This window comes from Bifidobacterium oedipodis (assembly GCF_012932425.1).
In the GTDB taxonomy this organism is placed as follows: Bacteria; Actinomycetota; Actinomycetes; order Actinomycetales; family Bifidobacteriaceae; genus Bifidobacterium; species Bifidobacterium oedipodis.
This window is the reverse complement of sequence record NZ_JAAIII010000001.1, coordinates 702,859-725,039: the sequence shown is the minus strand read 5'-3', so window position 1 is coordinate 725,039 and position 22,181 is coordinate 702,859. Positions and strand designations below refer to the sequence as shown.

Here is a 22,181-nt window from a genome sequence, read left to right as displayed (position 1 = left end):
GTCCCTCTACCCTCTACTCGTCGGAGTTGAAATCACCGCCGAGGTTTAATCCGCCTAACGAAATACAGAACAGTGTCTGTTCGTCACCTGGGTTCACCGGGAAACCGAACGCCGACGATGGGGTTACGTCTTCTTCTGCTGCTCCTGAAGAGCGGGTTTTAGACAAACGATCCAAACCGTTGTTGAATTGGGCTGCGGTATAGGAATCATCCACAACGCCGGCCTCGCGCAGACACTGCACTGCCACGATTCCGTTGTCTTTGTAGCGCTTAGGATTATCCTGCTGGGCGCGATACTCCGCCTCGATAACGGATGTAGTGCCTTGCGAGCACGTCACCATCGCATCGAAATATCCGTCATCGGTCTGCGATTCGTCGGACAGTGAATACAGCCCATTAGGCAGCTTGTCGAATACCAGCCGATCGTAGCCGCTAGTTTCCATGCACCGCACGTACAACGCTTGCGCCTGCTCGTAATCATCCTGCGTAATTCGACCGGTCTCAACCGCTTGCTGCAATACCCCACGTTCGAAGTCGCTCAAATCATCCGACTCAAGTTCTGCCTTCCAATCATCGACCAGCGGGCCGTATCGCTCCGCAGAGGCCGCTTCTTCCTCGAACGATTCCCCAACAGAGCTCGCGGCACCATCGCCGCCACCGCAACCGGACAACACCGCGACCATCCACAGAACCGCCAATACAGCGGCGCTTCCTTTGAACACAATGCGGTACAAGCTACGTTGTGCATTTGCGGTGGCACCGTACATGCTCACGCCTTGAATCGGGCCATACTTCGGGACCATTGGTGCGGAAGACTCTATCGGCGTGATAGCCGAACTGTTGTGCTTTTGGCCCCGATTCATCTCCCCCCCCCTGAAATTTTTATGCCCCGAATAACGCACCCGGCACCAGTGCCGTACTGCATCATTCTTGATAGCGCCGCTCTTCAGCGACTGAGTCAACAACCTGTATTGATTATCCCCTCTTCGGCAAGACTGCCGCCAGTGCTGTCCCCTGTTTGGGGGACAGCACTTGAACGCGTTACTACTGTGTCACTGTCTAAATGGCTGTGTGTCTGGTGGTTTGCTTTTCATCCTCAAGAATCCGCACTTGAGGAGTTGCTCAGCGTGGTTCTGAATCCACGTGTGGTGTTAATGCCACGCTGAGGGGTCTCTCACCGTGGTTTTCAGTCCACATGTGGCGTATTTGCCACGCTGAGACGCTATCCGTGGTCTTCGCGCCATGCCATGGCGTATGAACCACGCTGAGAAGCATGTCAGCGTGGCATCCACTCCACACGTGGACTAAAAACCACGCTGAGACGCGCCAGATGGCAGACGACTTACGCTCCGCCTCGAGCGGAGATATTTATGGATGCGTGAACATGTATCCGTTGGCGGCCATGCAGGCCAGTACGTCGGGATTATCCATATCAAGACCGGTTTCTGGATCCTTCCCATCGCTTTTATGTGCCATCTTGTCTTGGTCTTCGCGATAGTCCTCAAGCGTGTACGATTTCGGCACTAAACCGCCACGACGTAGGCAGTCCACGGCACCTTCGTCATGGTTGGCGTACAAGTTCGGATTGGCGACCTGCGCCATATACAAGGCGTTTATCCCGTCCACATGTGCAATCATGCACGCATCGTAATCCTTGGCCATTTTCTCTGCATACGTAAGATCGGCGGCCTGCTCGGCAGTCATCGTCTCTGAATTTGCCTGATGAATGCCGTTGGAGTAGGTAAGCAACTGCGGACGATTGTACCCCTTGTCAACCACACAGGTCTGATACCGCTGCCATGCCGCCTCGTAATCAGACACGGATACTTCACCCGTCTCAGCTACCCGCTGCAGAATATCCCGCTGCTCCGTGTCCATCGAACCGTTATCCGCTTCCAATAGTTGTGTTGCATAGGCTTGTAATGAAGACGCCAGCTTCGCGCCGCCCAAACCATCATCACTATCCGTGCCATCGGATGATGTCGTGCAGCCGCACAATCCCACTGACAGCATTGCCGCACAAACCATTACAGTCGCACGACGAGTCAAACTGCGATTACTGTTTCGGGAATTTATCGGGTTCTGCTTCGAACTACGCATGGCGCATCTCTCCTTCGAGATAGTGAACAACTGCGGAACAATGTGCTGACGTCAATGACGTAGCGTGCTATTCCTGATGCTAGTTGGCGAGCAATCGCTGGATTGAAAACCTTACTTATTATCTAAATTCGGTAAGTTTGCCGCTATTGTTGTCCTCCGTTTGGGTGACGGTGCTGAGTGCTTCAATGGCTGGACTGTTACGTGCTTGGTAATTTGCATTTCTCTCAAGAATCCGCACTTGAGAGGCATCTAAACGTGGCGTCAAACCACGCTGATGGGCGGTCATCTATGCTAGAGGCAGTTGGCAGAATACGTGCCATTGGTCGTTGTCTCGGTTTGTTCGCATTTCGCCCCCGAGGGCCTCGATTCGAGCGCGATGCAACTTCAGACCTTTGCCTGAAACCATGGAAAAAGAACGTTGCAGTGCCGTTTTGGGGCAGTCATTGCTTTGCGCAATGGTTACCGCTTTCGGCTGGAGATTGATGTGCATGCGGTACGTCGTGTTGGCGGGATCGCAATGCCGTTCGATATTGGCATAGAGCTCTCGCAGCACCGCAATAATCTCATCTGTTCGTTCGCTAAGTACGGCAGGGCTTTCTCCTCGAATTTGTGTCTCGCCGGTGTAGCCCAACTTCTTCAGCCTTTTGTCGTATGCTGCTGTGACGGATTCAAGGGCTTCGGCCAATGTGAGGGGAAGTTCATCTCCAGCGGATGGCGAGTCTTGATTCATCACGTCAATCGCACGGTGCATCTCATGTAAAGCGTCGGACGCTTCCTGGGCCACTTCCTGCCAGCCCATTTGGTCGTATTCGTCGGGATGCTTCTGTTTGACCATTTCAGTCGTCACAAGAATATGCGTCAACTTGCCTGAAACCGCATCATGGAAGCATGAAGCCATGGCAATCTCTCGACGTGCCTGAGCAAGCAGCTGTTCCATCTCGCGACGTTTCCGCTTGTCATCGGATCGGCGGATCGCCACCCCGGTCAAGTAGGTGGCGAGCAAGCCGATGGCGAAGTTCACGACTCCATTGGGCAGGCTGAATTTCATAACGTCGGGAAACTGAATTGTGGCGACGGTTATGCTGGTGATAATGGACGCGATTGAAACCACGCCTTCCCAATAGCGTGCGTTTCTTCCCAATGCCACAATCGCCAGCAGCAGACCCCATGTGCTGCTAGGTCCGGACGAGTCGATACCTGCGCCAAAATTGCTGATCGTCACCAGAACAATAATCACCCAAGCCGATTTGAACCCATAGCGTGGCAGAAGCGCCACGGCGATGCAATATCCCAGCCCAGTTGCCACACCGAACCAAGTGTGGGGAGGATTGAGCCACCAATCGGCAATTGCTAAGCACAGCACAGCTATTGTTAAGCAGACGATGACCCAGTCCGCGACTGAACTCGGGCCATGGATTCTCAAATGTTTCATGTGAGCCCCCATCACGAACGCTGCCACCAATATTCCACAAGATCAGCTCGTGACGACAGCCCCAGATTGGTTTGCGCCCTATCGAGATAGGTTTTGACCGAATTCACCGAAATGCCAAGATTTCGCGCAATGACGGCGGGTTTGTTCGCTTGAGCATACTGTTCGACTATCTCCCTTTCACGCGCGGAAAGTCGGGCAATAGTCGGTTCTGCCTCCCCGCCCAGCCGAAGGCTCGCCTGCTGTGCGGAGTCAAACGTGACGGTTTCAGACGCGCTCACATGAACGGTCATTGCATGATTGTGGAGAATATCGACGATTGCCGTGGCCATGCCATTGAAATCGCTTTTGCCTACAATGCCCTGCGCGCCGGCTTCGGCAGCACGGCGTGCATAGTATGTCAGCGAAAATGCCGTAACAGCCAATATCGGAAGGCACGCGTTGCGTGATCTGATCGCTCGGCAGGCCATCAGCCCCGACATATCCTCCATTCGCATATCCATCAGCAGGATATTGGCATTACTTGTTGGATCCAAAGCGTGCTGAATCGCATCATGCCCTGTTGTCTCTGACCATACGACTGTGATCTGCGGCAGCCTTTGCTTCAAAATTGCTGCCAGCCCCATCAATGCGCAACTGTCATTGTCCGCTATTGCCATCAGGATTCGTTCGGCCATATGTGCCAGTATAAAACGCCACGAACATCCCTCGGCAGTTTGTGACCTAACCAGCTAAGCAGTATCCTGATATAAAGCAATGGCGCTATTTGGAGGGGCAAAATGAAACACAAGCGAGGATTGGTGTTTATCTGCATGGCTGCGGGAATCGTTATCGTTGCCTGCCTTGCGTTGCTGTTTTCTCGCAATGCCACGCTGTCAACCATGTCGACCAATTGGGGCGTCACGTTCCCAGAGAAGACGCGTGTTGTGGAACACAGCGAAGAGAAAAGCTTTCATGGAGATGGGTACCGGTGCACAATCTTACGTACCGATGCTGGGGCGTCGGCTGAAAATACCACGTTGGACTCCCGCAATTTCACGACCGATACTTTATCGGAAGCATCAATCGACATCATAGAGAATGCTCAGTCTCTTTGTTCTGCATCACAGTTCAATACAGACGATACATATGCGCATCAAATAATCAGCAATGTCAATGGCGTATTGCTCATTGTGCAGGGCCAAGATAAAACCACGTATTACTGCTTCGAAAGCATTGTGTAGCCAGTTGCCGCCATCGGTTCATGAACCGGGGCTTGTTTGTAACCTAACTTGTGACCTAAGTGGTGCTGAAATGGGGTGTATTTGGGCATCACTGGGAGGCAGAGATCAAAATCAGTAACGGTTCGGCTTGATATGAGGAATACCAATGATTCCAACTGTTTTGTGAGGAAGAAAAACATAAAGGCATCGCCTGATGACGATGCCTTTTGATGTTTGTGCCCCCCGTGGGATTCGAAGATAGCCGTGATAATCGTTGAAATTATTAGCTTTTCTTCACATCGGATACCATTTGTAACCTTTGGTGTAACCTATCTTGGTAGCTTAGAGACCGTGCTAGACAATGCCGCTGTTGGTGTCAGTACCTATTAACGAGCATGTAGATCAGGCCACGGCCTAGGGAGAATTTCCTCTAGATCGGCTTCGAGTACTTGGGCTATTGCCATGATGTTGTGCAGGCTGGGGTTAGCCGGGGTGCCGGGCATGGATTCGCCCTTTTCGAATTTCTGATAGGTGTATCTGCTCAGTCCGGCATCGTAGGCGGTTCTTTCCTGAGATAGTCCCTTGGAGATCCTCAGCCGCTGAAGGTTGAGGCCGACCTCCTTGATGTACGCGCTCCATGGTTCGTCAATCGGTGTATTCCTCGGCATGAAAGACAAGGTATGGGTGTAGTTTACTGCATATGGCCTCCTATATATGGCAATATGGTTTAGCCATATGAGGGAGTCAGTGATTGATTGCCTTCGAGAAAGTGGTAGGGATATGCAGTACAGGCCGAAGCATGCTGCGCCGGCAAAGCGCAAGGATCCGCTGGTGACCCCGGCTGGGGCGGCAAGGATGGCCGTGGCGGCTGGTTTGGTGGTTTCCATGGGGGTGGTCGGCACGCCATCCATCGCTATGGCGAACGGTATCGCGCCTTCCGGCGCTTCCGTTCGCTCCGCCTCCAGTGGTACCTCGGCGGACATCCAGCAGGCGCAGCAGGCGGTGGATGATGCCAAGGATAAGGTGGCCGAGGCACAGAAGAACGTTGAGTCCACTAAGTCTGATCTGGATAAGGCCAAGGAAGCGAAGACGCAGGCCGACAAGAATGTTCAGACCAAGCAGGGCGAGTACGAGCAGGCGAAGAAGGATCATCCCGTCGATACCTCCAAGGAGCAGGCGGCGCTGGAGCAGGCCAAGGAGAAGCAGACCCAAGCAGAGAAGGATCAGCAGACCGCCCAGAACAACCTCGACAACGCCAATGCCGAGTTGCAGTCCAAGCAGGACGAGCTTCAGAAGGCTCAGGACGCCCTGAACAACGGCACGACCGATCAGGTCACGCAGGAGGACGTCAACAAGGCCGAGCAGGACAAGAACACCGCCGAGCAGAATAAGAACAACGCGAACACGGATTACAACACCGCGCTCGACAACAAGAACAATTCCGCCGACGCCCTTGACAAGGCGAATACCGATGTGACTGCCCAGCAGGGCAAGGTCGATGATGCGCAGAAGGCCTATGACTCCGCGGTGCAGGCCAAGGCCGACGCGGATCAGAAGGTCAAGGAAGCCGAAGAGGCTCTGAAGAAGGCTCAGGAGGGTGGCGCTTCCGCCGAGGAGATCGCTCAGGCGAAGACCAAGCTGGCTGAGGCCCAGAAGAACCTTGAGGGTATTCAGTCCCAGCTGGCCGACGCTCAGACCGCCCTGACCAATGCTAAGGCCGACCTTCAGAAGGCGCAGGACGCTAAGAAGCAGGCCGACGCTGATAAGCAGGAGGCTGATAAGAAGGTCACGGATAAGCAGACCGAGTTGACCGCCGCCGAGCAGGCCGTCAAGGACGCTCAGAAGAAGGTTGACGATCTCAGCAACTCCACGACCCCGTCCACTCCGCAGTACAAGGAGTCCGCCGCCGACTTCTACCAGTGGCTCCAGAAGCAGGGTGCTACACTGCCGTCCTACGCCCGTGATGATGCCGGAGAGGCCTATAAGGTTATCACTGGCACCTCCACGAAGAACACGAAGCCGTCTTGGTACGATCAGTACGTCCACCTCGGTGACGCTCAGGACGCGACCAGCATTCAGAACATGCTGTACGCGCTGAACTACCTTGAGGAACTTAACCAGCTGCGCACCGCCGATGGTCTGAAGGAATACAAGGTTTCCTTCATCACGCTGGCCTACGCTCAGCTGAACGCGGACGCCGTTCGCTGGCACTACAACCACGACATCACCGTTGGATCCTACGCGGAGAACCTCAATGAGGCCAAGGATCCCACTGATTCCCCGTGGACCGGCAACACCAGCTGGTGGGAGTCCGAGAAGGCCCTGTTCGACAGCTGGGTGAAGAAGGACCCCTCCCTTGAGGAGTACCGTCACGGTGGCATGATGAACTTCTACTCCTACAACGGAGTCCTTGGCAACGGCACTCAGCTCGCCGCTCAGGTGGGTCATTACCTCAACGCCGCCACTGATGGCTCCAAGGGTATGGGTATTGGCGTGTCCAACTACGCCTCTCAGGGCAACCCGGGTGATGACGGATTCAATTACTTCCCGGCTCGATTCGTGTATGAGGCCGGTGGCAGCTTGGATGTTTCCGTGTCTGAGTACCGCACTCTGCTTGAGCAGTACATCAAGACTCTCACCCCCACCACGAACGGCAACGCCGCAGAGCTGGAGGCCGCTAAGAAGGAGCTTGCCGAGGCCACCGCGAAGCGTGACGCCTTGAAGAACGAGCTCGACCGGCTGAAGTCCGACCAGACCGCCAAGGCCAACGCCGTGACCGAGGCTCAGACCAAGCTGGACAATGCGAACAAGGCCGTGTCCGACGCCAACACCAAGGTGTCCGATCTGACCAAGCAGCAGACCGACCTGAACAACACCATCGCGAACCTTCAGGCGATCATCAACAACGACAACTCCGCCGCCGTGGAGGCTGCTCAGAAGGCCCTGACCAATGCTCAGACCGCTCAGTCCGACGCCCAGACCAAGGTCGATCAGACCAAGTCCGCTCTGGATGCCGCGAAGGATGAGCTGACCCGCCTTCAGGGTATTGCCTCCGAGAAGAAGACCGCCGACGATGCCAACGCCAAGGCAGTTGCCGAGGCGAAGGATAAGCTGGACAAGGCTACTCAGGCGTACAACGAGGCGCTCAAGAAGTTCACCGATATCAAGGGCGACTTCGAGAACCAGACCGCGAACAAAGAAGAGCTTCAGCAGAAGATCGACCAGCTCACTCAGGACATTGAGGGTATTAAGAACACCCTTACCGACCTGACCAACAAGAAGGCCGACGCCGATGCGAACAAGCAGGCGGCTGATGATGCGGTGAAGGCCGCTCAGCAGGCTTTGGATGAGGCCGCTTCCAAGAACTCTCCCGAAGTGCAGGACGCGCTCGACCAGCTCAACGAGGCGAAGGCAGATCAGGAGAAGGCCGGAAGCGAACTGGACAAGGCCCAGAAGGCATACGACAAGGCGGTGGCCGACAAGAAGACCGCCGATGACAACCTGACCACAGCCCAGAAGCATCTCAATGATCTCCTCGCAGGAGGCGGCAGCACCGGTGGCAACTCCGGTAACTCGGGCAATTCAGGCAACTCCGGTAACAATGGAGGCTCCGGGAATACTCAGGCGACCCCGGTTCCCGTGCACAGGCTCTACAACCCGTATTCCGGGCTGCACATGTGGACGACGAACGAGATCGAATACACCAGTCTGAAGACCTCGGGCTGGAGGGACGAGGGTATTGCGTTCAACGCGGTATCCGAAGGCGTTGCCGTGCATAGGCTCTACAACCAGTACGACGGCCAGCATCTGTGGACGGTCAGCGAAACGGAATACAAGGTGCTCAAGGCCGCAGGCTGGAGGGATGAGGGTATTGCCTTCCATGTGAACGATAAGCAGGGCTCCACGCTTGTGCATCGCCTCTACAACAAGTTCACCGGCGAGCATCTATGGACAACCGGCCAGACGGAATACACAACCCTGAAGGCCGCAGGCTGGAGGGACGAAGGCATTGCCTTCACCGCCCTCTCCTGACCCTGCCCACGCCCGTTAAGACAACCGCCGGAAACGCAACCAACGCCCGGCGGTTCGCCATATTCCCGGTGATTTCTCTCGCGGGGATAAGGACGGATTGTCATAGACAATCCGGCAGTATTTCCTTATATAATAAGGGAAGCGGAGGCAAGCCGCCAGAAGGATCAATAGCCAATGCCGGCAGAGGGCACCATAGCAATCACCAAGATCACTTGAAAAGATCATCAGCAGTAAACTCAGGATCGTGGTTGTAAAGCCGAACCAATTCGAAAATCTTTTCGGGATTCCTGACATACGTGTGATACCAATCATCAGCGGAGATCAGCTGTGAATAATACGAATGCGTATCCCGGCGATCCGCGATTTGCTCGTCAGTGAGTTCCTCCATACGAGTACGATCCAGAAATTCATTCCATAGCGTGTCAAGCTCGCAGGCCGGCTTCGTGGAACGCTTGCTGAAGGTCATCAAGCGACGGCCTTTGAGAGCCTGTTCAATCTCATGCACTACCCTCAGCAGTTTCAGGTTCCCCGCAACCGGGTATTCACGGACAACTTCACCGCTTTCAGCGTTGACTATTGCAAGGGTGGAATCGTCCAGCCATAAAGGACGAGTTTGTTTTGTTAGGGGGAACCAGAAACGTTGCGTACCATCATCAAGAGCCAAGCGAGCAAGAATCTGAAACATGGTCATTGAACCATGGCGTCCATGCTTGCCCTGACCATTCAACAGCTCGAAGGCTGCACGTTCGGCGGTATCCTTGGTCACATACTCCGCCAGTTTGGTGGCTGCTGTATGCGAATCGCTGACGAATTCCACGGAATAGCCCTTGTTGAAATCGCAGGTATACCCGTCCTTCTCCAGACTCCGCTCCCAGCGGGTGAACAGCCTGATGACCAGCTGCTGGTACTCATCCACCGTGGGTGCCCTATCCAGAAGGACAATCGAATGCAGGTGAACGTGATGCCCATTCACCGGGTTCCATGTGTTCTCGATGGTATGCACCCACCCGGCAATGCCAAAGCGTTTCCGATCGCCGATGAAGTGGCTATTGCCACGATAGGCCGCACCAGCAGTCAATGCGGTACGCCCGTGGCTTACCGCATCCATCAAGGACTGGGCATCATCCTGCATCGAATGCTGCACAGTGAATGTGATGAACAGCGCACAACGCATAGGGCGAGATTCCTCCCTCCCCGGGTATTCCAGCCACCAGCGTAGCCCCCGAGCCAATTCCTCCGACCTTTCATGGGCAATGACCCCCGCACAACGGGGGCAGCTTCTGCTTTTGCAGGCAACAAGGTTCCCCAGTGATACACCTGCGGCAGTCAGATCCTGATGCACAATCATGCGCACCATAACGGCTCCCCCTCCATTCATGTTTGAATCCCGCAGTACCCTTCCGCATGCGCGAACGCTTCTCAGGGAACTGATGCGCCATCCCCCGGCCCTCATTCGCCATGTCATTTCCTGAGTTGAACAATCCTCATCAACCATTGGTGTCGATTTATTCTCCTTCTTATTCAACCATTGGTGTCGATTTATTCTCCTTCTTATCGAGAGGGTCGGCGGCCAAGCCGCCTCCCGCCGCTACGGCCTCCGGGCTCCTCGCGCTATCGCGCTTCGTCGCCTCTACGGCTCGTAACGCGGCCTGTACGCTCTGTTCGCTCGGTTCCTCTGTGCAAGTACGGGAACGCCCCGATGCGCGCAACACCGGGGCGTTAATGCTGACTGGTTCCATGCCCTATGCCTTGGTGAATCGGTCGCAGGCCGCGACGTACCCCTGCGCAACGCTCCACGGAACAATGCCGGTGGCCGTACACAACCCAATGCGATTGGGATTGGAATATGGATCCTCGTACAGACGTAAATCAAGCGAGGGATCGAGTTGGGGCAGTACGCGATCAACTATGCGGTTGAACTCGGCGATGGAATGAAGCCAATCGGGTTTCACCGAAATGAAAAGACGTCCCTGCCGGTTCAGGTCGATGGTCTCCACGCGCCAATACGCATCAAGCGGAATGTCCTCGGGCAGCATCCCAGTGGCGGCAATGGTCGGAGCAAGTGACCATGACAGGTACTGACAGAACGGTGCCAACACCTGATTCAACCTCGACATCACCTCGTTGTCCCAGTACAGCACGAGCGCATCGGCAGCCTGTACGCGCTTACGACCGGACTTGGTAAGCCAGTTCAGCGCCATATCCCGTGCCAATGAAGCATCGGAAACGACCGGGGGCATGGGAAACTCGCATAAACGAACCCGCCCATCGGCAACCATGATTTTCGAAATGTTATCCATGTCGAACCTTTCTTGACTATTGCTCAGCCTTCGTGCTTGGCAGTCGATGCCGTAGCTGCGGGACGAACCGTATTGGACGTGAACCCGGGCTGTTGCAGACCCGGCGAGATGATCTCGATATCGTCGGCGCTCAGAGATTCAAAATGACCGTTGAACTTGCCATCTGCACCGCGAAGATCCCCAACTGTCAGCGTCAGATTGACGAAACGCACCGTGGCGAACTTGCCGATTTTGGAACTCCACTCGCCATCAGGAACCTTGACTGAACGAGCCTCGCACCGATCCTCACCGAACGAATTGACCGTTGTGAGGAACTCGACTTTTCGTATGATGCGACCCTGCGCGTCATGCTGGACTGGTGCCTGCTCACTTGTGTGGGAATCCCACCATTCCTTGGTCATGCGTTCGCGTGCTGAGTTGATATTGCCGGACAACACCACCGGGTCAGAAGACAGTTTGTAAACAGAGTTTGCCATAATAGGGCCTTTCTTACTGTGCAAGGGCGTGAGTGATGCCCGCTCGTTGGCTGATCGCAACTGCATTCGCCGGTTCCTGGAAATATTGCAGAACCGAACGCTTGTCGATGACCTGCTTGCGATGACTGCCGATCCAGTAGGCGGTCAGCTCGCCTTCAGCAACCATGCGATTGAACGTGGATCGTGAGATATGCAACGCCGACATGACCTCCTCGCGGGTCATTGTCGGAGGGATCTCAGTCACCTCGTTGATGCGCCTTGTGCTGCGTGCCATCGTCGTCAACCTCCACGGGATCAACCCGCCCTTGTTACCTACCTCGACTTGTTCGTCGATTAATTACAATCATGCGGGAGAGCCCCATGAAAACTATTAAAAATAGGGATTTCCCCATTTTCTTTTGTTATTATGAAAACGAGAAGATATAATTCAGCGACCCAGAAAGGGAATCCGAGATGAGATCAAAGGCGCATAACAACGCAATAAAGTTCGGCGAAAGGATGAGCACATACCGGGCCAATGGCGACAGAGATAACGACCGACGGAAAATGAGCAGACGGGAATTTGTTGAAAGATCCCAAAAGATCGGCTTTCCGGTATCGGTCGATTGGCTGGCATCAATAGAATTGGGGCAGAGGAAAAACCTATCCCTACAAGATGTCATAACACTCAGCAGGGTATTGGAACGACCGCTCGTGTCGATATTATGTGATTTGCGTCAGCCTTTTCAGGAGGCGGATTTACCAATGTTTGCCGGCATGGCAAACATTGAGGTAATAGACGAATTTTTTGGTGCTATCAGCGACGGGCTAAGCAGCTATGCGAGTTTGGGAACCATCGTTTACAATGCCCGCAAATTAGAACTATCCATGCAGGTGTACGAAGAAGCATTTAAGGCGCTATCTGACTACGAGATCCCCGAGGAACCGGAAGTAACTGACGAGGAAGGCCATGTGTCGGGCAAGACGTTCCTGAAAGTTCTCGAATGGGGCGGTCGGCGACACAACGTTGCCGTCATCGATGGCTTTCTCCAAGAGATCGTCCCGTTGCGTGAATCCTTGAGAAAGGAAGGCGTAATGTTCCATTCGTGCACGACGCGGTTTCAAAAACTGTCTGATGACCAGTTCAACAAGTACCTAAACATCATTGCGAAACAGAATCTCTACGATCGCAGACAGATCGTTAAGCCGATTTACGTAAAGCCCTCATCTCCAGACGAAGAGCAGTAAGGCGTTCCTTGGTTTCCCTGAGCTGGCGCTTGGCGGTCTTGTATTCGGCCTCCACAATTTCAGGAGTGCGTTTGCTCGGAAGCATATGCTCGGCAAGGGTATTCGCGGCGATCTTGGTATGCGCATCTACCGCACGCTGATAATGCTTGATGGCGACCTCCGTGGACGTGTGTCCCAATTGGTTCATGGCCTCGCGAAGTGTGCCGCCAGACAGAATAAGCATCGTCGCATGGGTGGCTCGTAACGCATGAAACGTAACGTCATCACGACCGGCCTTGCTTCTGGCATCATTGAAGTGCTTGCGCAGGGTATTCTGGGAAAGCACCTTCACATGCTTGGGACGAAACAGCATCGCCTCCGGATCATCGTCACAATAACGTTTGATATGTGCTTCGACCAATGGCACCAACTCATCGGGAAGCACGACAGTCCTCATGGACGAAGAGGTTTTCGTCTTGGCAAGCCTCGTGTCCCCACGATCAGTCTCTCCTCGATTGACGCTATGACGTACCGTCAACATGCGATTCTTCAAATCGATATCACGTACCTGCAATGCGCAAACCTCTCCGATTCGCAGCCCACCAGCCAATGCCGATAGATAGACAGACAGCCGTGTATACCCCGGCATGGTCTCATATATGATTTGCAGCTGCTCAGGTGTCAGGGGAGGGATCTTGGAACGACCAGAATCAGGAACCGGGGGAATCGGGAAAATGAATGGATTATCCATACGCAAAGGGGCGGATCCATCCAACCCCTCAGTGCTCGCTGCTTTCATAATCGCTTTGAAGCGCTGACAGGATCGATGGAACGCATAAGCGCCTTCCGGATGGGGCTTGTCGTACCACGCTTTGATTTTCTCCGGAGTAATTTCCTGCACGGTCATGTCCTTGAAATCAGTAAGGAAATGAGACACGTCCGCACGTATGTTGCGTTTTGAGGAACCAGATAACTCGGAGCCGTCTTTAGTCCTGTAATTCTGAAGCCACTGCTCCACAAAATCCCCGAACCTCATGGAGTGCTTTTGTTCCAACGTTTCGCGTTGACGGGGAGTGAGCCAAGCACTATGGGTGCGTTCGCATGTTTCCAAATACGTCAACTCGGCATCGAGCCACGCATTGGCACCGGCGAAATCTTGTGGTTCAAAACTCTTTGTTATACGCCCAGTGCCGAACGGGTGTTGGTATCGGGCCTGCAATGAAGTAACCTCGCCATTGGCGTTAACTCTTTCAAGAATATTGCCCCATTGCCGGCGTTTGTCTTTTTTCCTCACACGTCTCATGATATTCCCCGTCGGCTTGTAACCTAACTTGTAACCTAAGTGGTGCCGAAACAGATACATTTGGACATGACTAGAAGGCAGGGCCCAAAGCGGTAGCGATTCGGTTTACACGAGGAAACACCAATGATTCCAACGGTTTTGTGGGGGAGAAAACAAAAAAGCACCGCCATCAAAGGCGGTGCTAAATTACTATCCGTGCCCCCCGTGGGATTCGAACCCACAACCCACGAATTAAACGAATCGGATTCCGGTCATTCGATAGGGGCTTTCTTATGTTGTGAGACCAGTGTACAGCACTTGGAACCGTTGGGGTTTCAGCGGGACTGACCGGTCCCTTGAAAGCCCATACGGCCGTAGGCGACACGCCCGTCCTTTTAAGCTTTTATTTAAGCGGATTGGACGAGGGGCCGCCGCGGCGCCTTCTCGGGGCGGTCCGGCATGGTGTCGTTCCCCGCGTCCGGCGCGGTTTGCCGGGGTCGCAAAAGGGAGAACGCGATCATGGAGTTCAAAGATCGCCGGCAGCCGCCGGACAGTTGGATACCGTGGCTCGACCAGTGGGTCGCGGATATGCGCTTCCGCAATCTGAGCGAGCGGAGCATCGGATACTACTGGTACAAGATCACCGATCTTGCCAGGCTGACGAACAAGCCGCCGTGGCAGATCGTCCAGGCGGATCTCAAGTCGTACATCGTGCGCCCGCCGTCGAACGCGGCCCGCCGCTCGACGATGAACGCGGTGCGCAACTTCTTCGGCTGGGCCAAGAAGGCCGGCCTGCGCGCCGACAATCCCGCCGAAGACCTGCCGCCCATCAAGCGCGAGACCCGTCACAAGGTGCCGGCCCCGGAGACCGCCGTCGGCCAGGGGCTGCATGACGCCGACCGGCAGACCCGGCTCATGGTCATGCTCGCCGCCGAGGCCGGTCTGCGCCGCGCGGAGATCGCGATCGTGCGCCGCGAGGACGTGACCGAGGACCTGTCCGGGCGCAGCCTGATCGTGCACGGCAAGGGCGCGAAGGACAGGATCGTACCGCTGACCGACGAGCTGGCCGACGCGATCCTCGCCTCGCCCAAGGGCTGGCTGTTCCCGCACGCCAGCGGCAAGGGGCCGGTGTGCGGCGACACCGTGTACCGCAGGATACAGAGCGCGACCGGCTGCTCTCCGCACACGCTGCGCCACCGATTCGCGACCGCCGCGTACATCAGCTCCGGCGGCGACATCCGCGCCGTGCAGGAACTGCTCGGCCACGAAAGTCTTGCCACCACGCAGGCGTACGTGACCGTCACCCCGCTCAACCTGCGTTCCGTGGTCAACTCCGTCAAGAAGTACGGCGAGGGCATGAACGTCGGGCAGGTCGTGTCCACCAGTGGCAGAATGATGCCGGCGACGGAATGACAACGTAAGCACAGGCGGTCTCTCCAAGTTATTGAAAGAGACTTGGAGAGACCAACGTTTCGTTAAACGATTAGATTTACAGATATTGTAAATGAACGGTAAACGTAGTCTAAACTTCCCGTGCAGGTGTGCAGATGGAATGGCTGTTAACGTTGTCATAAATGCGGTTCTACGCTACCGTCTTGTGCTTCGGGCTTGACGGAAAGGGAAGAGTATGGCCAGCAATGGCCGGCCCGCTTCAAGGACGAATCACCACACGCGCCGCAGCGTCGGCGACGACCAGATACCCGCACGTCTCTCCCTGGCCGTGCCGGCGTATCGGAAAGCAAGACGAGAGAACATGAGCAAGAAGAACATGATGCCCGAACCGTGGAACGACTGGGTCGACGAATGGTCCGCCGACATGCGGCTGCGCAGCCTGAGCGAGAACACCATCAACCTGCGCCGCTACCAGATCGGCGCGTTCGCCCGGCACACCGGTAAGCATCCCGGCGAGGTCACGGCCAGCGACATCCGAAAATGGCTCGGCCGCAAGGGACTGGGCAATGCGGCCAAACGCGGCGACCGATGCATGTTCTCCATATTCTACGGCTGGGCGCAGCGCAACGGGAAGCGCCTCGACAACCCCGTGGAAGGCATGCCGACCATCAAACGCGAACAACGCAAGAAGCGAGCCGCGCCAGAACAGGCAGTCCTCATCGGCCGCGACAGCAGCGACCCGCGCACCCGGCTGATCATCATGCTCGCCGCCGACGCCGGCCTGCGCCGAGCCGAAATCGCCCAAGTGCGCGGAGACGACCTGATCGACGACGAACTCGGCTGGAGCCTGATCGTCCACGGCAAAGGAGCCAAGGACCGCATCGTGCCGCTAAGCGACGAACTCGCTCGGGAAATTCGCCGCCGCGGACCGGGCTGGCTGTTCCCCGGCGAGAAGGGCTGCGACCACATCTGCGGCGACACCGTATACCGCCTCGTCAAGGACGCCACCGGGTATCCACCCCACTCCCTGCGCCGCAGGTTCGCCACAGCCGCGTACATCACCTCCAACGGCAACGTCATGGCCATCAAGGAACTGCTCGGCCATGAAAGCCTCGCCACCACGCAGAGCTACATCACCGTCAGCGGCCGCATGCTGCGCACCGTCATCGAGCAGGCCCGCGGATACGAGGCGCGCGGAACTGGCGACGGATAAAGAACCTTCGCTGGCAGTTATGCCGCAAGATCACAAGCGTAGAAACGCAGACTGACGGACGATGAGACTATACGGCTGTCATGCGATTGCATGACAGCATGTTGTCCGGCTTACGTGACGGCGCTATATATCGACTTATCACATGATTGTCGAAGGGGATTCATCTTATCCAAACGTTTCTAGAAAGGGGGAGGGGCTATGCGGAGTGGTTCCATTCGTCTTGCGTTGTGGATTGCGGCTTTCGTCGCGGTCCTGGGATCGTTTCTGATCCTGAATGCGTTGGATTTGTCGGCGCCTCTTGCGGTGCGGGCCACCGTGCAGGTGTCTGGGTCGTCCCCTCGGGTCAGGAGCGAGGAGACGATCGACGTGATATCCGAGGTGGCGCAGGCGAACAGGGTCAATATCGCCAAGAATGTCGCCGATGTGCAGGACCCCGGCGGGGCCAGGCATGTATATGTCGCCGTGGGCAATCCTGCTGGCGGGGCCGCGTCATGGATCAATCATGGTTATCCGTCGTTCAATACCTCGATGCGGACCACGGTCGGCCGGATGGGCGACTTGGCCGGCTCCGATCCCCGTGGCACGTACTACGTGTTCGACGGGTCGGCCACGTCGGCGGTAGACATGCAGCGTGAACTGCGAGATCAGGGGTACAGCGTTCTGGTCAAGACGAGCTTCCTCGGCTCGTATGCGCAATGGGTCATCGGCAGGCCCGTCGGGGTGAGTTTGGTCGTCGCGCTGCTGCTGTGCGCGACGCTCGCGGGCGGTTTCTCCTTGATGAACGCGAAGGGATACGCCGTACAGAGGCTCCACGGGGCGGGTCCGCTGGTGTTGATGGGGCGGGATGTCAAGGCCAATGCGGCCGCCTGCCTGCTGGGAATGTGCGTCGTGGCCACTGTCGTATGTGGGCCGGTGATGGCGTACAACCACGGGGCCCAGTGGAGTTTGTTCGGTATGCTGTCGGCCGTGATCTTCCTGGCCGTATGTGTGGTCATGGCGGCCGCCTATGGCGTGGGTTTCGCGATCGCATCCGCGGAACCGTTGCTGTCCGCGGTCAAGGGGCGGCTGCCCCGCAGGCTGCCTTCCATCATGGTGTATTGCGTCCGCGTGCCGGCCGTGTTCATCACCATATGGGCGGTGACCCTTCTCTTCACGGCCCTGGGCGACCTGCACAACCAGTATCAGGCCCAGGAGGCATGGCGGGACGCTGGCGGGGTTGCACAGGTGCATCTCAATCCGAACTTGTCGCCGGAGGAACAGGACGAATACAGCCGCAAAACCGGTGAATGGCTGGAACGGGCCGAGGACGAAGGACGGATGGTCCTGGCCCATGAAGACGATCTTCGGTTCATGGCATCCCCGGCGGACGACGGGCAAACGGTATCAGGCACGGTGCTGCTGGTCAACGGCAACTATTTGCGGCACCAGACGGTCAAAGACGATGACGGGCATCGCATGACGGCCGGCGGCGACGGTGTCACGGTGGTGATACCGTATGCCGCGGATGCGGCGACCACGAAAACATACGAGAATGCGATCGGCAGCTGGGTGCAATCCCGGACATCCGCCCGCGGCATCGCCGTCCCCGAGATCGATTACGTGCGCGGCGACAGGGGCCAGCAGCTGTTCGGCTACGGATCCGCCCTGCCCGACACCCCGGCCCTGTTCGACGACGCGCTGCTCGTCGTGGCCGACAATGATAGCGGACTGTTGTCCGCCGACGATTACGCCGCGTATGCCAGCCAGGGCGACGCGCTGCTGGAAAGCACACGATACGCGCTCGTCTCCTCGCGACAGGCCGGCTTGAAGGACTTCATCTTCGCCGTGAACGATGCCGGGCAAAGCGCCGCAGCGCATTACGCGCAGCTCAGGTCGGACCTGATCGTCCACGTATACAACGTCGCGATGTCCGTCATCGTCCTTATCGCCTCGGCCGTGGCCATCGCCCAGATCAGGGTCCGTGAACGCGCCCAGACCATCTTCGCCCGCTACATTCACGGATGGTCCTTCACGAGAACCCATCTGAGTCTGGTCATGGTCGAATCGGCGCTGATGGCCGCCCCGTGCGTATGGTTCGCGGCGCAGGCCGTTCGGGCCGCCGGGCGGACCGTAGTCTCATACGCCCAGAACGATCCGTCGCTGCTCGACGGATACCAGCCGCTCCTTGCCATGCTCATCGCCGTGACGAGTTTCGCGGTCTGCATGCTGTCCACCGCCATATACGTGCGCAGAAACGTCCAGGCCCACACCCGGGAGGAGTAACCGATGACCACCGCACCATCCGATCACACGCCGTCCACAACGCGGCTCGACATCAGGGATCTCTCCAAATCCTTCGGCAGCCACCTGCTGTGGAAGGATCTCACGTTCTCGGTCCGTCCGAAACAGATGATTGCCCTCACCGGACCATCGGGATCAGGGAAAAGCACCCTGCTGAACTGCATCGGACTACTGGAGAAACCGGACAATGGCGTGATCGAGGTCAACGGGCGAGATATCACCCGATACCGTTCCCGCGCCACGCGCCTGTTCCGGGAAAAGACGCTCGGCTATCTGTTCCAGGATTACGCGCTCATCGACAACGCCACCATCGAGGAGAACCTGAACGTCGCCCTGCTTCACCGTTCGGCGCAAGCAAGGAGAACCGCCATATCCCAAGCCCTGCGGCAAGTCGGCCTGGCCGACCGCGAAAAGGAGCCGGTCTACCAGCTTTCCGGAGGCGAGCAGCAAAGAGTGGCGCTGGCACGTCTTATCGTGAAAAACCCAGCGATAATACTCGCCGACGAACCCACCGGCGCCCTCGACCACGACAACGCCGACATGGTCATCCACACCCTGCGCGACATGGCCGAGCACGGCGGCGTCGTCATCATCGCCACCCACTCCGACCACGTCGCCAACGCTTGTGACGGCACCATCCAACTGTAATGTGCCGGCACAAGGGGATATCGCATGAGCAAGTTCCGCGATTGGGATTGATGTCATGCGATTGCTTGACAGCATGTTGTCCCGTCTGGCATGGCGATGCTATAGATCGATGTATTAGGTTGTCGAAGGGGATTCGTCATGGATGGTCGCACGATATCGGTCAGGCTTTCAGTCTGGTTCGAGGGCGTCAAGTGGCGTATCGCCAGTGGCCGGCGGGCGACGTTGCATTGGTGGTATCTGGTGTTGGCCGGCGTGCTGATCGCATGGCTGGGAGTCGCGGAGGTCGTGGCGTTGCCTTCGTATGGCGGGTATGCGCGGGAGGTGTTCTCGAACCTGTTGGCTGGAGTGCCGTCCGCGCCGCCCGCCGCCGTGCAGGTGACGGTGTTCCAGTGGTCGTGTTCGGCGGCCTGGCTGGTGTCGGCGTATCGGCAGTGGGCTCGTCGCCAGTTCGCGTGGATGATCGTGACGATGGTGTGCAGTCTGTTGTATGTGCCGTTCGTGGTTTATCTGGTGCATGAGGTGATGGACCAGCGTAAGGGGGTCGTCCGTTTGGAGGAGAAGCCGGCGGAACCGGATACCGTTGACGACGATGGGATGGCCGACGACGAGGCGGATGTGCAAGATTCGGAGCCGACGGTTCGTCACGACGAGGTTTTCTCATGAACGCCGCGGTCGAGGCCCGTGGTTTGGTCAAACGGTATGCGTCCGGTCCGACGGTAGGTCCGATCGATTTCGAGGCTTGGCCGGGTCAGGTGCTGGCGGTGGCCGGGTCGAATGGTGCGGGCAAGTCCACCACGCTGCGCATGGTGCTCGGCCTGTCCGCTCCCAGTCAGGGCCGAGCGTTGATTATGGAACGCCCGTACCGGCTGCTGGAACAGCCCGGATTGCATGTGGGCGTGTTTCTGGGTGGGCGTCTGGGTGACGAGTCGATGACGGGCGGCGAGTATCTGACGTTCATGGCCGGCATGATGGGATTGCCCGACGTGCGTCGTCGTGTGCGCCGCGTGATGCACGATTGCGGATTGGATCGCTGGCCGAAGGCCCGGATCAAGGGGTATTCCACGGGCATGCGCCAACGGTTGGGAGTGGCCGGGGCGATGCTCGCCGACGCGCCGATCATCGTGTTGGACGAGCCGTTCAACGGACTGGACATCGCCGGCAGGCTCTGGCTGCACGATTTGCTGCAACGATGGGCCTCTGCCGGCAGGACTGTTATTCTGGCCGCCCATGAGATCGACGAACTGCAACGCATGGCCACTCACGTGCTGATCATCATGCACGGCAGGCAGATGGCCTACGGTCCACTCGAACAGGTCATTGCCAATGGTGGTGGCGAGTCGGGAACCGTGTTCCGGTTCGCTCCCGATGTGAACGAAACCGGAAAAGCCCTGGTGCTGGATGATCTGACCGCGATGGGAGCCGACGTTCGCTCCTTGGAGAATGGCCTGTATTTGGCCCGACGGATGGATGCGGCCGACGTGTTCTCCGTCTCGGCCAGACACGACGTTCCACTGGTTCGACTCGACCACGTCGAGCCGACGCTGCGCGATGTGATGATTGGCATGATTTGCCGGTCGTCGGAAAAGGAAGGCACATCATGAACGGGTGCGGACAGTGTTTGCGACGCATGATACTGCTCATGCGTTACGTGGTATGCCGCCCTGCGCCGCTCATGGCATGGGCCGGGCTGCCGGTGGCGTTCACCGCGTTCGCCGCATTGACCAGCGCCTCCGTCCGGCTCATGTTCTCCTCCGATTCCAGACTCGATGGCCTTGCCACGCTCACGGGATTGGGGCCAAGCATCGCCGGGGCGGTCATGCCCATGAGCGAACCCGTGGCGATCATCGCGGCGCTGCTATCCGTCCGCGTCCTGATCAACACGGCCACGGCCATGCCATTGTTCCTGAGCGAACCGAAACGGACGCGACTGTTCCTGATCCTGTGTACCGCCATCGTCGCCGCCGGTTTCCTTGCATCTATAGTCGGAGGGCTTGCCGCGACCGGCGCTTCCCGTCTCATCCTCGGCTCCGTCGTACCGGCGCAGGCATGGCCCGCGCCGCTGTCCGTATCGTTGCTCCTCTGCCTCCCCGTGGCGCTGATACTTACAGGGCGCATGCTTGTCGCCGCCTCACTGTGCGTGGCCTTCAATTCGACTGGCAAGGGCGCGATCGCCTACATCGCCTTGTACTATCTGCTGCCCATCATCGCAGCGAACCTGCCGAACCCTCAGACATTGCACGAGTGGCTGCCTTCTATCGCCGGCACCGCCATACTGGACAAGTCTCCCGGCATGAATCCGACGCTGAGCGGGCTGATCGCATTGGCATACGTCATCATCGCGGTCATCGCCGCATGCACGGCCCAGACGCAAAGGGACGTCTAAAACCATGCAGAAGGAATCTGCCTATGTCTACGAAGATTCCTGTCATGCGATCGCTTGACATGATGTTGTGCTGTCGGCCGTTCCCTGATTGAATGGAAATCGCAAGAGAACCGAGTCCCAACGAAGGGAAGTGATCGCAATGGGAAAGTCCACTCCTAACACGTCGGTACAAGACGGCAACGCCAGACGATTGGTCGTTATCCTGCTGTGCGCATCCATAGCATTGCAGGCTCTCGCGT

Annotated in this window: 20 protein-coding genes; 10 read left to right on the top strand and 10 right to left on the bottom strand. The window is 57.1% G+C overall.

Annotated elements, in window-relative coordinates:
- Positions 1-13: 13 nt before the first annotated feature.
- The 4 genes from G1C95_RS03105 to G1C95_RS03090 all read right to left on the bottom strand — a co-directional run bounded on the left by G1C95_RS03105 (position 14) and on the right by G1C95_RS03090 (position 4,205).
- Complete coding sequence (locus tag G1C95_RS03105) at positions 14-766, bottom strand: hypothetical protein (protein ID WP_169171446.1); 753 nt, start codon at positions 764-766, stop codon at positions 14-16.
- 601 nt (positions 767-1,367) lie between these two features.
- A complete protein-coding gene (locus tag G1C95_RS03100; RefSeq protein WP_169171445.1) occupies positions 1,368-2,012 on the bottom strand; it encodes a hypothetical protein in 645 nt (214 codons plus the stop codon).
- Positions 2,013-2,385: 373 nt separating this feature from the next.
- Positions 2,386-3,531, bottom strand: a complete 1,146-nt coding sequence (locus G1C95_RS03095) for a sensor histidine kinase (protein ID WP_169171444.1) — start codon at positions 3,529-3,531, stop codon at positions 2,386-2,388.
- Between the two features lie 11 nt (positions 3,532-3,542).
- Positions 3,543-4,205, bottom strand: coding sequence for a response regulator transcription factor (locus G1C95_RS03090; RefSeq protein ID WP_169171443.1), 663 nt, complete (start codon positions 4,203-4,205; stop codon positions 3,543-3,545).
- Between the two features lie 102 nt (positions 4,206-4,307).
- Between G1C95_RS03090 and G1C95_RS03085 the strand changes: the two genes are divergently transcribed.
- On the top strand, positions 4,308-4,751 hold the full coding sequence (locus G1C95_RS03085) for a hypothetical protein (protein ID WP_169171442.1): 444 nt from the start codon (positions 4,308-4,310) through the stop codon (positions 4,749-4,751).
- A 365-nt stretch (positions 4,752-5,116) separates the two neighbouring features.
- Here the strand turns inward: G1C95_RS03085 and G1C95_RS03080 are convergent, their stop codons facing one another.
- Complete coding sequence (locus tag G1C95_RS03080; RefSeq protein WP_169171441.1) at positions 5,117-5,398, bottom strand: helix-turn-helix domain-containing protein; 282 nt, start codon at positions 5,396-5,398, stop codon at positions 5,117-5,119.
- Between the two features lie 112 nt (positions 5,399-5,510).
- On the opposite strand from G1C95_RS03080, the gene G1C95_RS03075 reads away from it, so the two are divergent.
- A complete protein-coding gene (locus G1C95_RS03075) occupies positions 5,511-8,762 on the top strand; it encodes a CAP domain-containing protein (protein ID WP_169171440.1) in 3,252 nt (1,083 codons plus the stop codon).
- A gap of 208 nt (positions 8,763-8,970) precedes the next feature.
- On the opposite strand, the gene G1C95_RS03070 is transcribed toward G1C95_RS03075, so the two are convergent.
- The 4 genes from G1C95_RS03070 to G1C95_RS03055 form a co-directional block, all read right to left on the bottom strand.
- Complete coding sequence (locus G1C95_RS03070) at positions 8,971-10,257, bottom strand: rep family protein (protein WP_169171439.1); 1,287 nt, start codon at positions 10,255-10,257, stop codon at positions 8,971-8,973.
- A 247-nt stretch (positions 10,258-10,504) separates the two neighbouring features.
- On the bottom strand, positions 10,505-11,062 hold the full coding sequence (locus G1C95_RS03065; RefSeq protein WP_169171438.1) for a hypothetical protein: 558 nt from the start codon (positions 11,060-11,062) through the stop codon (positions 10,505-10,507).
- Between the two features lie 23 nt (positions 11,063-11,085).
- A complete protein-coding gene (locus tag G1C95_RS03060; protein ID WP_169171437.1) occupies positions 11,086-11,538 on the bottom strand; it encodes a hypothetical protein in 453 nt (150 codons plus the stop codon).
- 13 nt (positions 11,539-11,551) lie between these two features.
- Positions 11,552-11,812 (bottom strand): helix-turn-helix domain-containing protein, encoded by a 261-nt coding sequence (locus G1C95_RS03055; protein ID WP_169171436.1) that lies wholly within the window; start codon positions 11,810-11,812, stop codon positions 11,552-11,554.
- A gap of 179 nt (positions 11,813-11,991) precedes the next feature.
- On the opposite strand from G1C95_RS03055, the gene G1C95_RS03050 reads away from it, so the two are divergent.
- Positions 11,992-12,765, top strand: coding sequence for a helix-turn-helix domain-containing protein (locus G1C95_RS03050; protein WP_169171435.1), 774 nt, complete (start codon positions 11,992-11,994; stop codon positions 12,763-12,765).
- On the opposite strand, the gene G1C95_RS03045 is transcribed toward G1C95_RS03050, so the two are convergent.
- Positions 12,719-14,047, bottom strand: coding sequence for a tyrosine-type recombinase/integrase (locus G1C95_RS03045; RefSeq protein WP_169171434.1), 1,329 nt, complete (start codon positions 14,045-14,047; stop codon positions 12,719-12,721). The genes G1C95_RS03050 and G1C95_RS03045 overlap by 47 nt on opposite strands.
- Before the next feature lie 498 nt (positions 14,048-14,545).
- Between G1C95_RS03045 and G1C95_RS03040 the strand changes: the two genes are divergently transcribed.
- The 7 genes from G1C95_RS03040 to G1C95_RS03010 all read left to right on the top strand — a co-directional run bounded on the left by G1C95_RS03040 (position 14,546) and on the right by G1C95_RS03010 (position 21,942).
- On the top strand, positions 14,546-15,439 hold the full coding sequence (locus G1C95_RS03040; RefSeq protein WP_169171433.1) for a tyrosine-type recombinase/integrase: 894 nt from the start codon (positions 14,546-14,548) through the stop codon (positions 15,437-15,439).
- Positions 15,440-15,653: 214 nt separating this feature from the next.
- Complete coding sequence (locus tag G1C95_RS03035; RefSeq protein ID WP_169171432.1) at positions 15,654-16,631, top strand: tyrosine-type recombinase/integrase; 978 nt, start codon at positions 15,654-15,656, stop codon at positions 16,629-16,631.
- 198 nt (positions 16,632-16,829) lie between these two features.
- Positions 16,830-18,893, top strand: coding sequence for a hypothetical protein (locus G1C95_RS03030; RefSeq protein ID WP_169171431.1), 2,064 nt, complete (start codon positions 16,830-16,832; stop codon positions 18,891-18,893).
- A gap of 3 nt (positions 18,894-18,896) precedes the next feature.
- Positions 18,897-19,559: an ATP-binding cassette domain-containing protein gene (locus G1C95_RS03025; protein WP_169171430.1), complete on the top strand. Its 663-nt coding sequence runs from the start codon at positions 18,897-18,899 to the stop codon at positions 19,557-19,559.
- Between the two features lie 138 nt (positions 19,560-19,697).
- Positions 19,698-20,222: a hypothetical protein gene (locus G1C95_RS03020; protein ID WP_236036894.1), complete on the top strand. Its 525-nt coding sequence runs from the start codon at positions 19,698-19,700 to the stop codon at positions 20,220-20,222.
- A complete protein-coding gene (locus tag G1C95_RS03015) occupies positions 20,219-21,160 on the top strand; it encodes an ABC transporter ATP-binding protein (protein ID WP_169171429.1) in 942 nt (313 codons plus the stop codon). The genes G1C95_RS03020 and G1C95_RS03015 overlap by 4 nt, the downstream gene beginning before the upstream one ends.
- A complete protein-coding gene (locus G1C95_RS03010) occupies positions 21,157-21,942 on the top strand; it encodes a hypothetical protein (protein ID WP_169171428.1) in 786 nt (261 codons plus the stop codon). Before G1C95_RS03015 ends, G1C95_RS03010 begins: the two co-directional genes overlap by 4 nt.
- Positions 21,943-22,181 lie beyond the last annotated feature (239 nt).

What these genes read in the sequence shown, in the direction of transcription:
- G1C95_RS03035 (WP_169171432.1), top strand. Translation starts at nt 15,654, where the DNA reads ATGGCCAGCAATGGCCGGCCCGCTTCAAGGACGAATCACCACACGCGC.
- G1C95_RS03020 (WP_236036894.1), top strand. Translation starts at nt 19,698, where the DNA reads ATGGATGGTCGCACGATATCGGTCAGGCTTTCAGTCTGGTTCGAGGGC.
- G1C95_RS03075 (WP_169171440.1), top strand. Translation starts at nt 5,511, where the DNA reads ATGCAGTACAGGCCGAAGCATGCTGCGCCGGCAAAGCGCAAGGATCCG.
- G1C95_RS03105 (WP_169171446.1), bottom strand. Translation starts at nt 766, where the DNA reads ATGTACGGTGCCACCGCAAATGCACAACGTAGCTTGTACCGCATTGTG.
- G1C95_RS03055 (WP_169171436.1), bottom strand. Translation starts at nt 11,812, where the DNA reads ATGGCACGCAGCACAAGGCGCATCAACGAGGTGACTGAGATCCCTCCG.
- G1C95_RS03025 (WP_169171430.1), top strand. Translation starts at nt 18,897, where the DNA reads ATGACCACCGCACCATCCGATCACACGCCGTCCACAACGCGGCTCGAC.
- G1C95_RS03040 (WP_169171433.1), top strand. Translation starts at nt 14,546, where the DNA reads ATGGAGTTCAAAGATCGCCGGCAGCCGCCGGACAGTTGGATACCGTGG.
- G1C95_RS03045 (WP_169171434.1), bottom strand. Translation starts at nt 14,047, where the DNA reads ATGAGACGTGTGAGGAAAAAAGACAAACGCCGGCAATGGGGCAATATT.
- G1C95_RS03015 (WP_169171429.1), top strand. Translation starts at nt 20,219, where the DNA reads ATGAACGCCGCGGTCGAGGCCCGTGGTTTGGTCAAACGGTATGCGTCC.
- G1C95_RS03090 (WP_169171443.1), bottom strand. Translation starts at nt 4,205, where the DNA reads ATGGCCGAACGAATCCTGATGGCAATAGCGGACAATGACAGTTGCGCA.
- G1C95_RS03065 (WP_169171438.1), bottom strand. Translation starts at nt 11,062, where the DNA reads ATGGATAACATTTCGAAAATCATGGTTGCCGATGGGCGGGTTCGTTTA.
- G1C95_RS03030 (WP_169171431.1), top strand. Translation starts at nt 16,830, where the DNA reads ATGCGGAGTGGTTCCATTCGTCTTGCGTTGTGGATTGCGGCTTTCGTC.
- G1C95_RS03080 (WP_169171441.1), bottom strand. Translation starts at nt 5,398, where the DNA reads ATGCCGAGGAATACACCGATTGACGAACCATGGAGCGCGTACATCAAG.
- G1C95_RS03010 (WP_169171428.1), top strand. Translation starts at nt 21,157, where the DNA reads ATGAACGGGTGCGGACAGTGTTTGCGACGCATGATACTGCTCATGCGT.
- G1C95_RS03070 (WP_169171439.1), bottom strand. Translation starts at nt 10,257, where the DNA reads ATGGTTGATGAGGATTGTTCAACTCAGGAAATGACATGGCGAATGAGG.
- G1C95_RS03085 (WP_169171442.1), top strand. Translation starts at nt 4,308, where the DNA reads ATGAAACACAAGCGAGGATTGGTGTTTATCTGCATGGCTGCGGGAATC.
- G1C95_RS03050 (WP_169171435.1), top strand. Translation starts at nt 11,992, where the DNA reads ATGAGATCAAAGGCGCATAACAACGCAATAAAGTTCGGCGAAAGGATG.
- G1C95_RS03095 (WP_169171444.1), bottom strand. Translation starts at nt 3,531, where the DNA reads ATGAAACATTTGAGAATCCATGGCCCGAGTTCAGTCGCGGACTGGGTC.
- G1C95_RS03100 (WP_169171445.1), bottom strand. Translation starts at nt 2,012, where the DNA reads ATGCTGTCAGTGGGATTGTGCGGCTGCACGACATCATCCGATGGCACG.
- G1C95_RS03060 (WP_169171437.1), bottom strand. Translation starts at nt 11,538, where the DNA reads ATGGCAAACTCTGTTTACAAACTGTCTTCTGACCCGGTGGTGTTGTCC.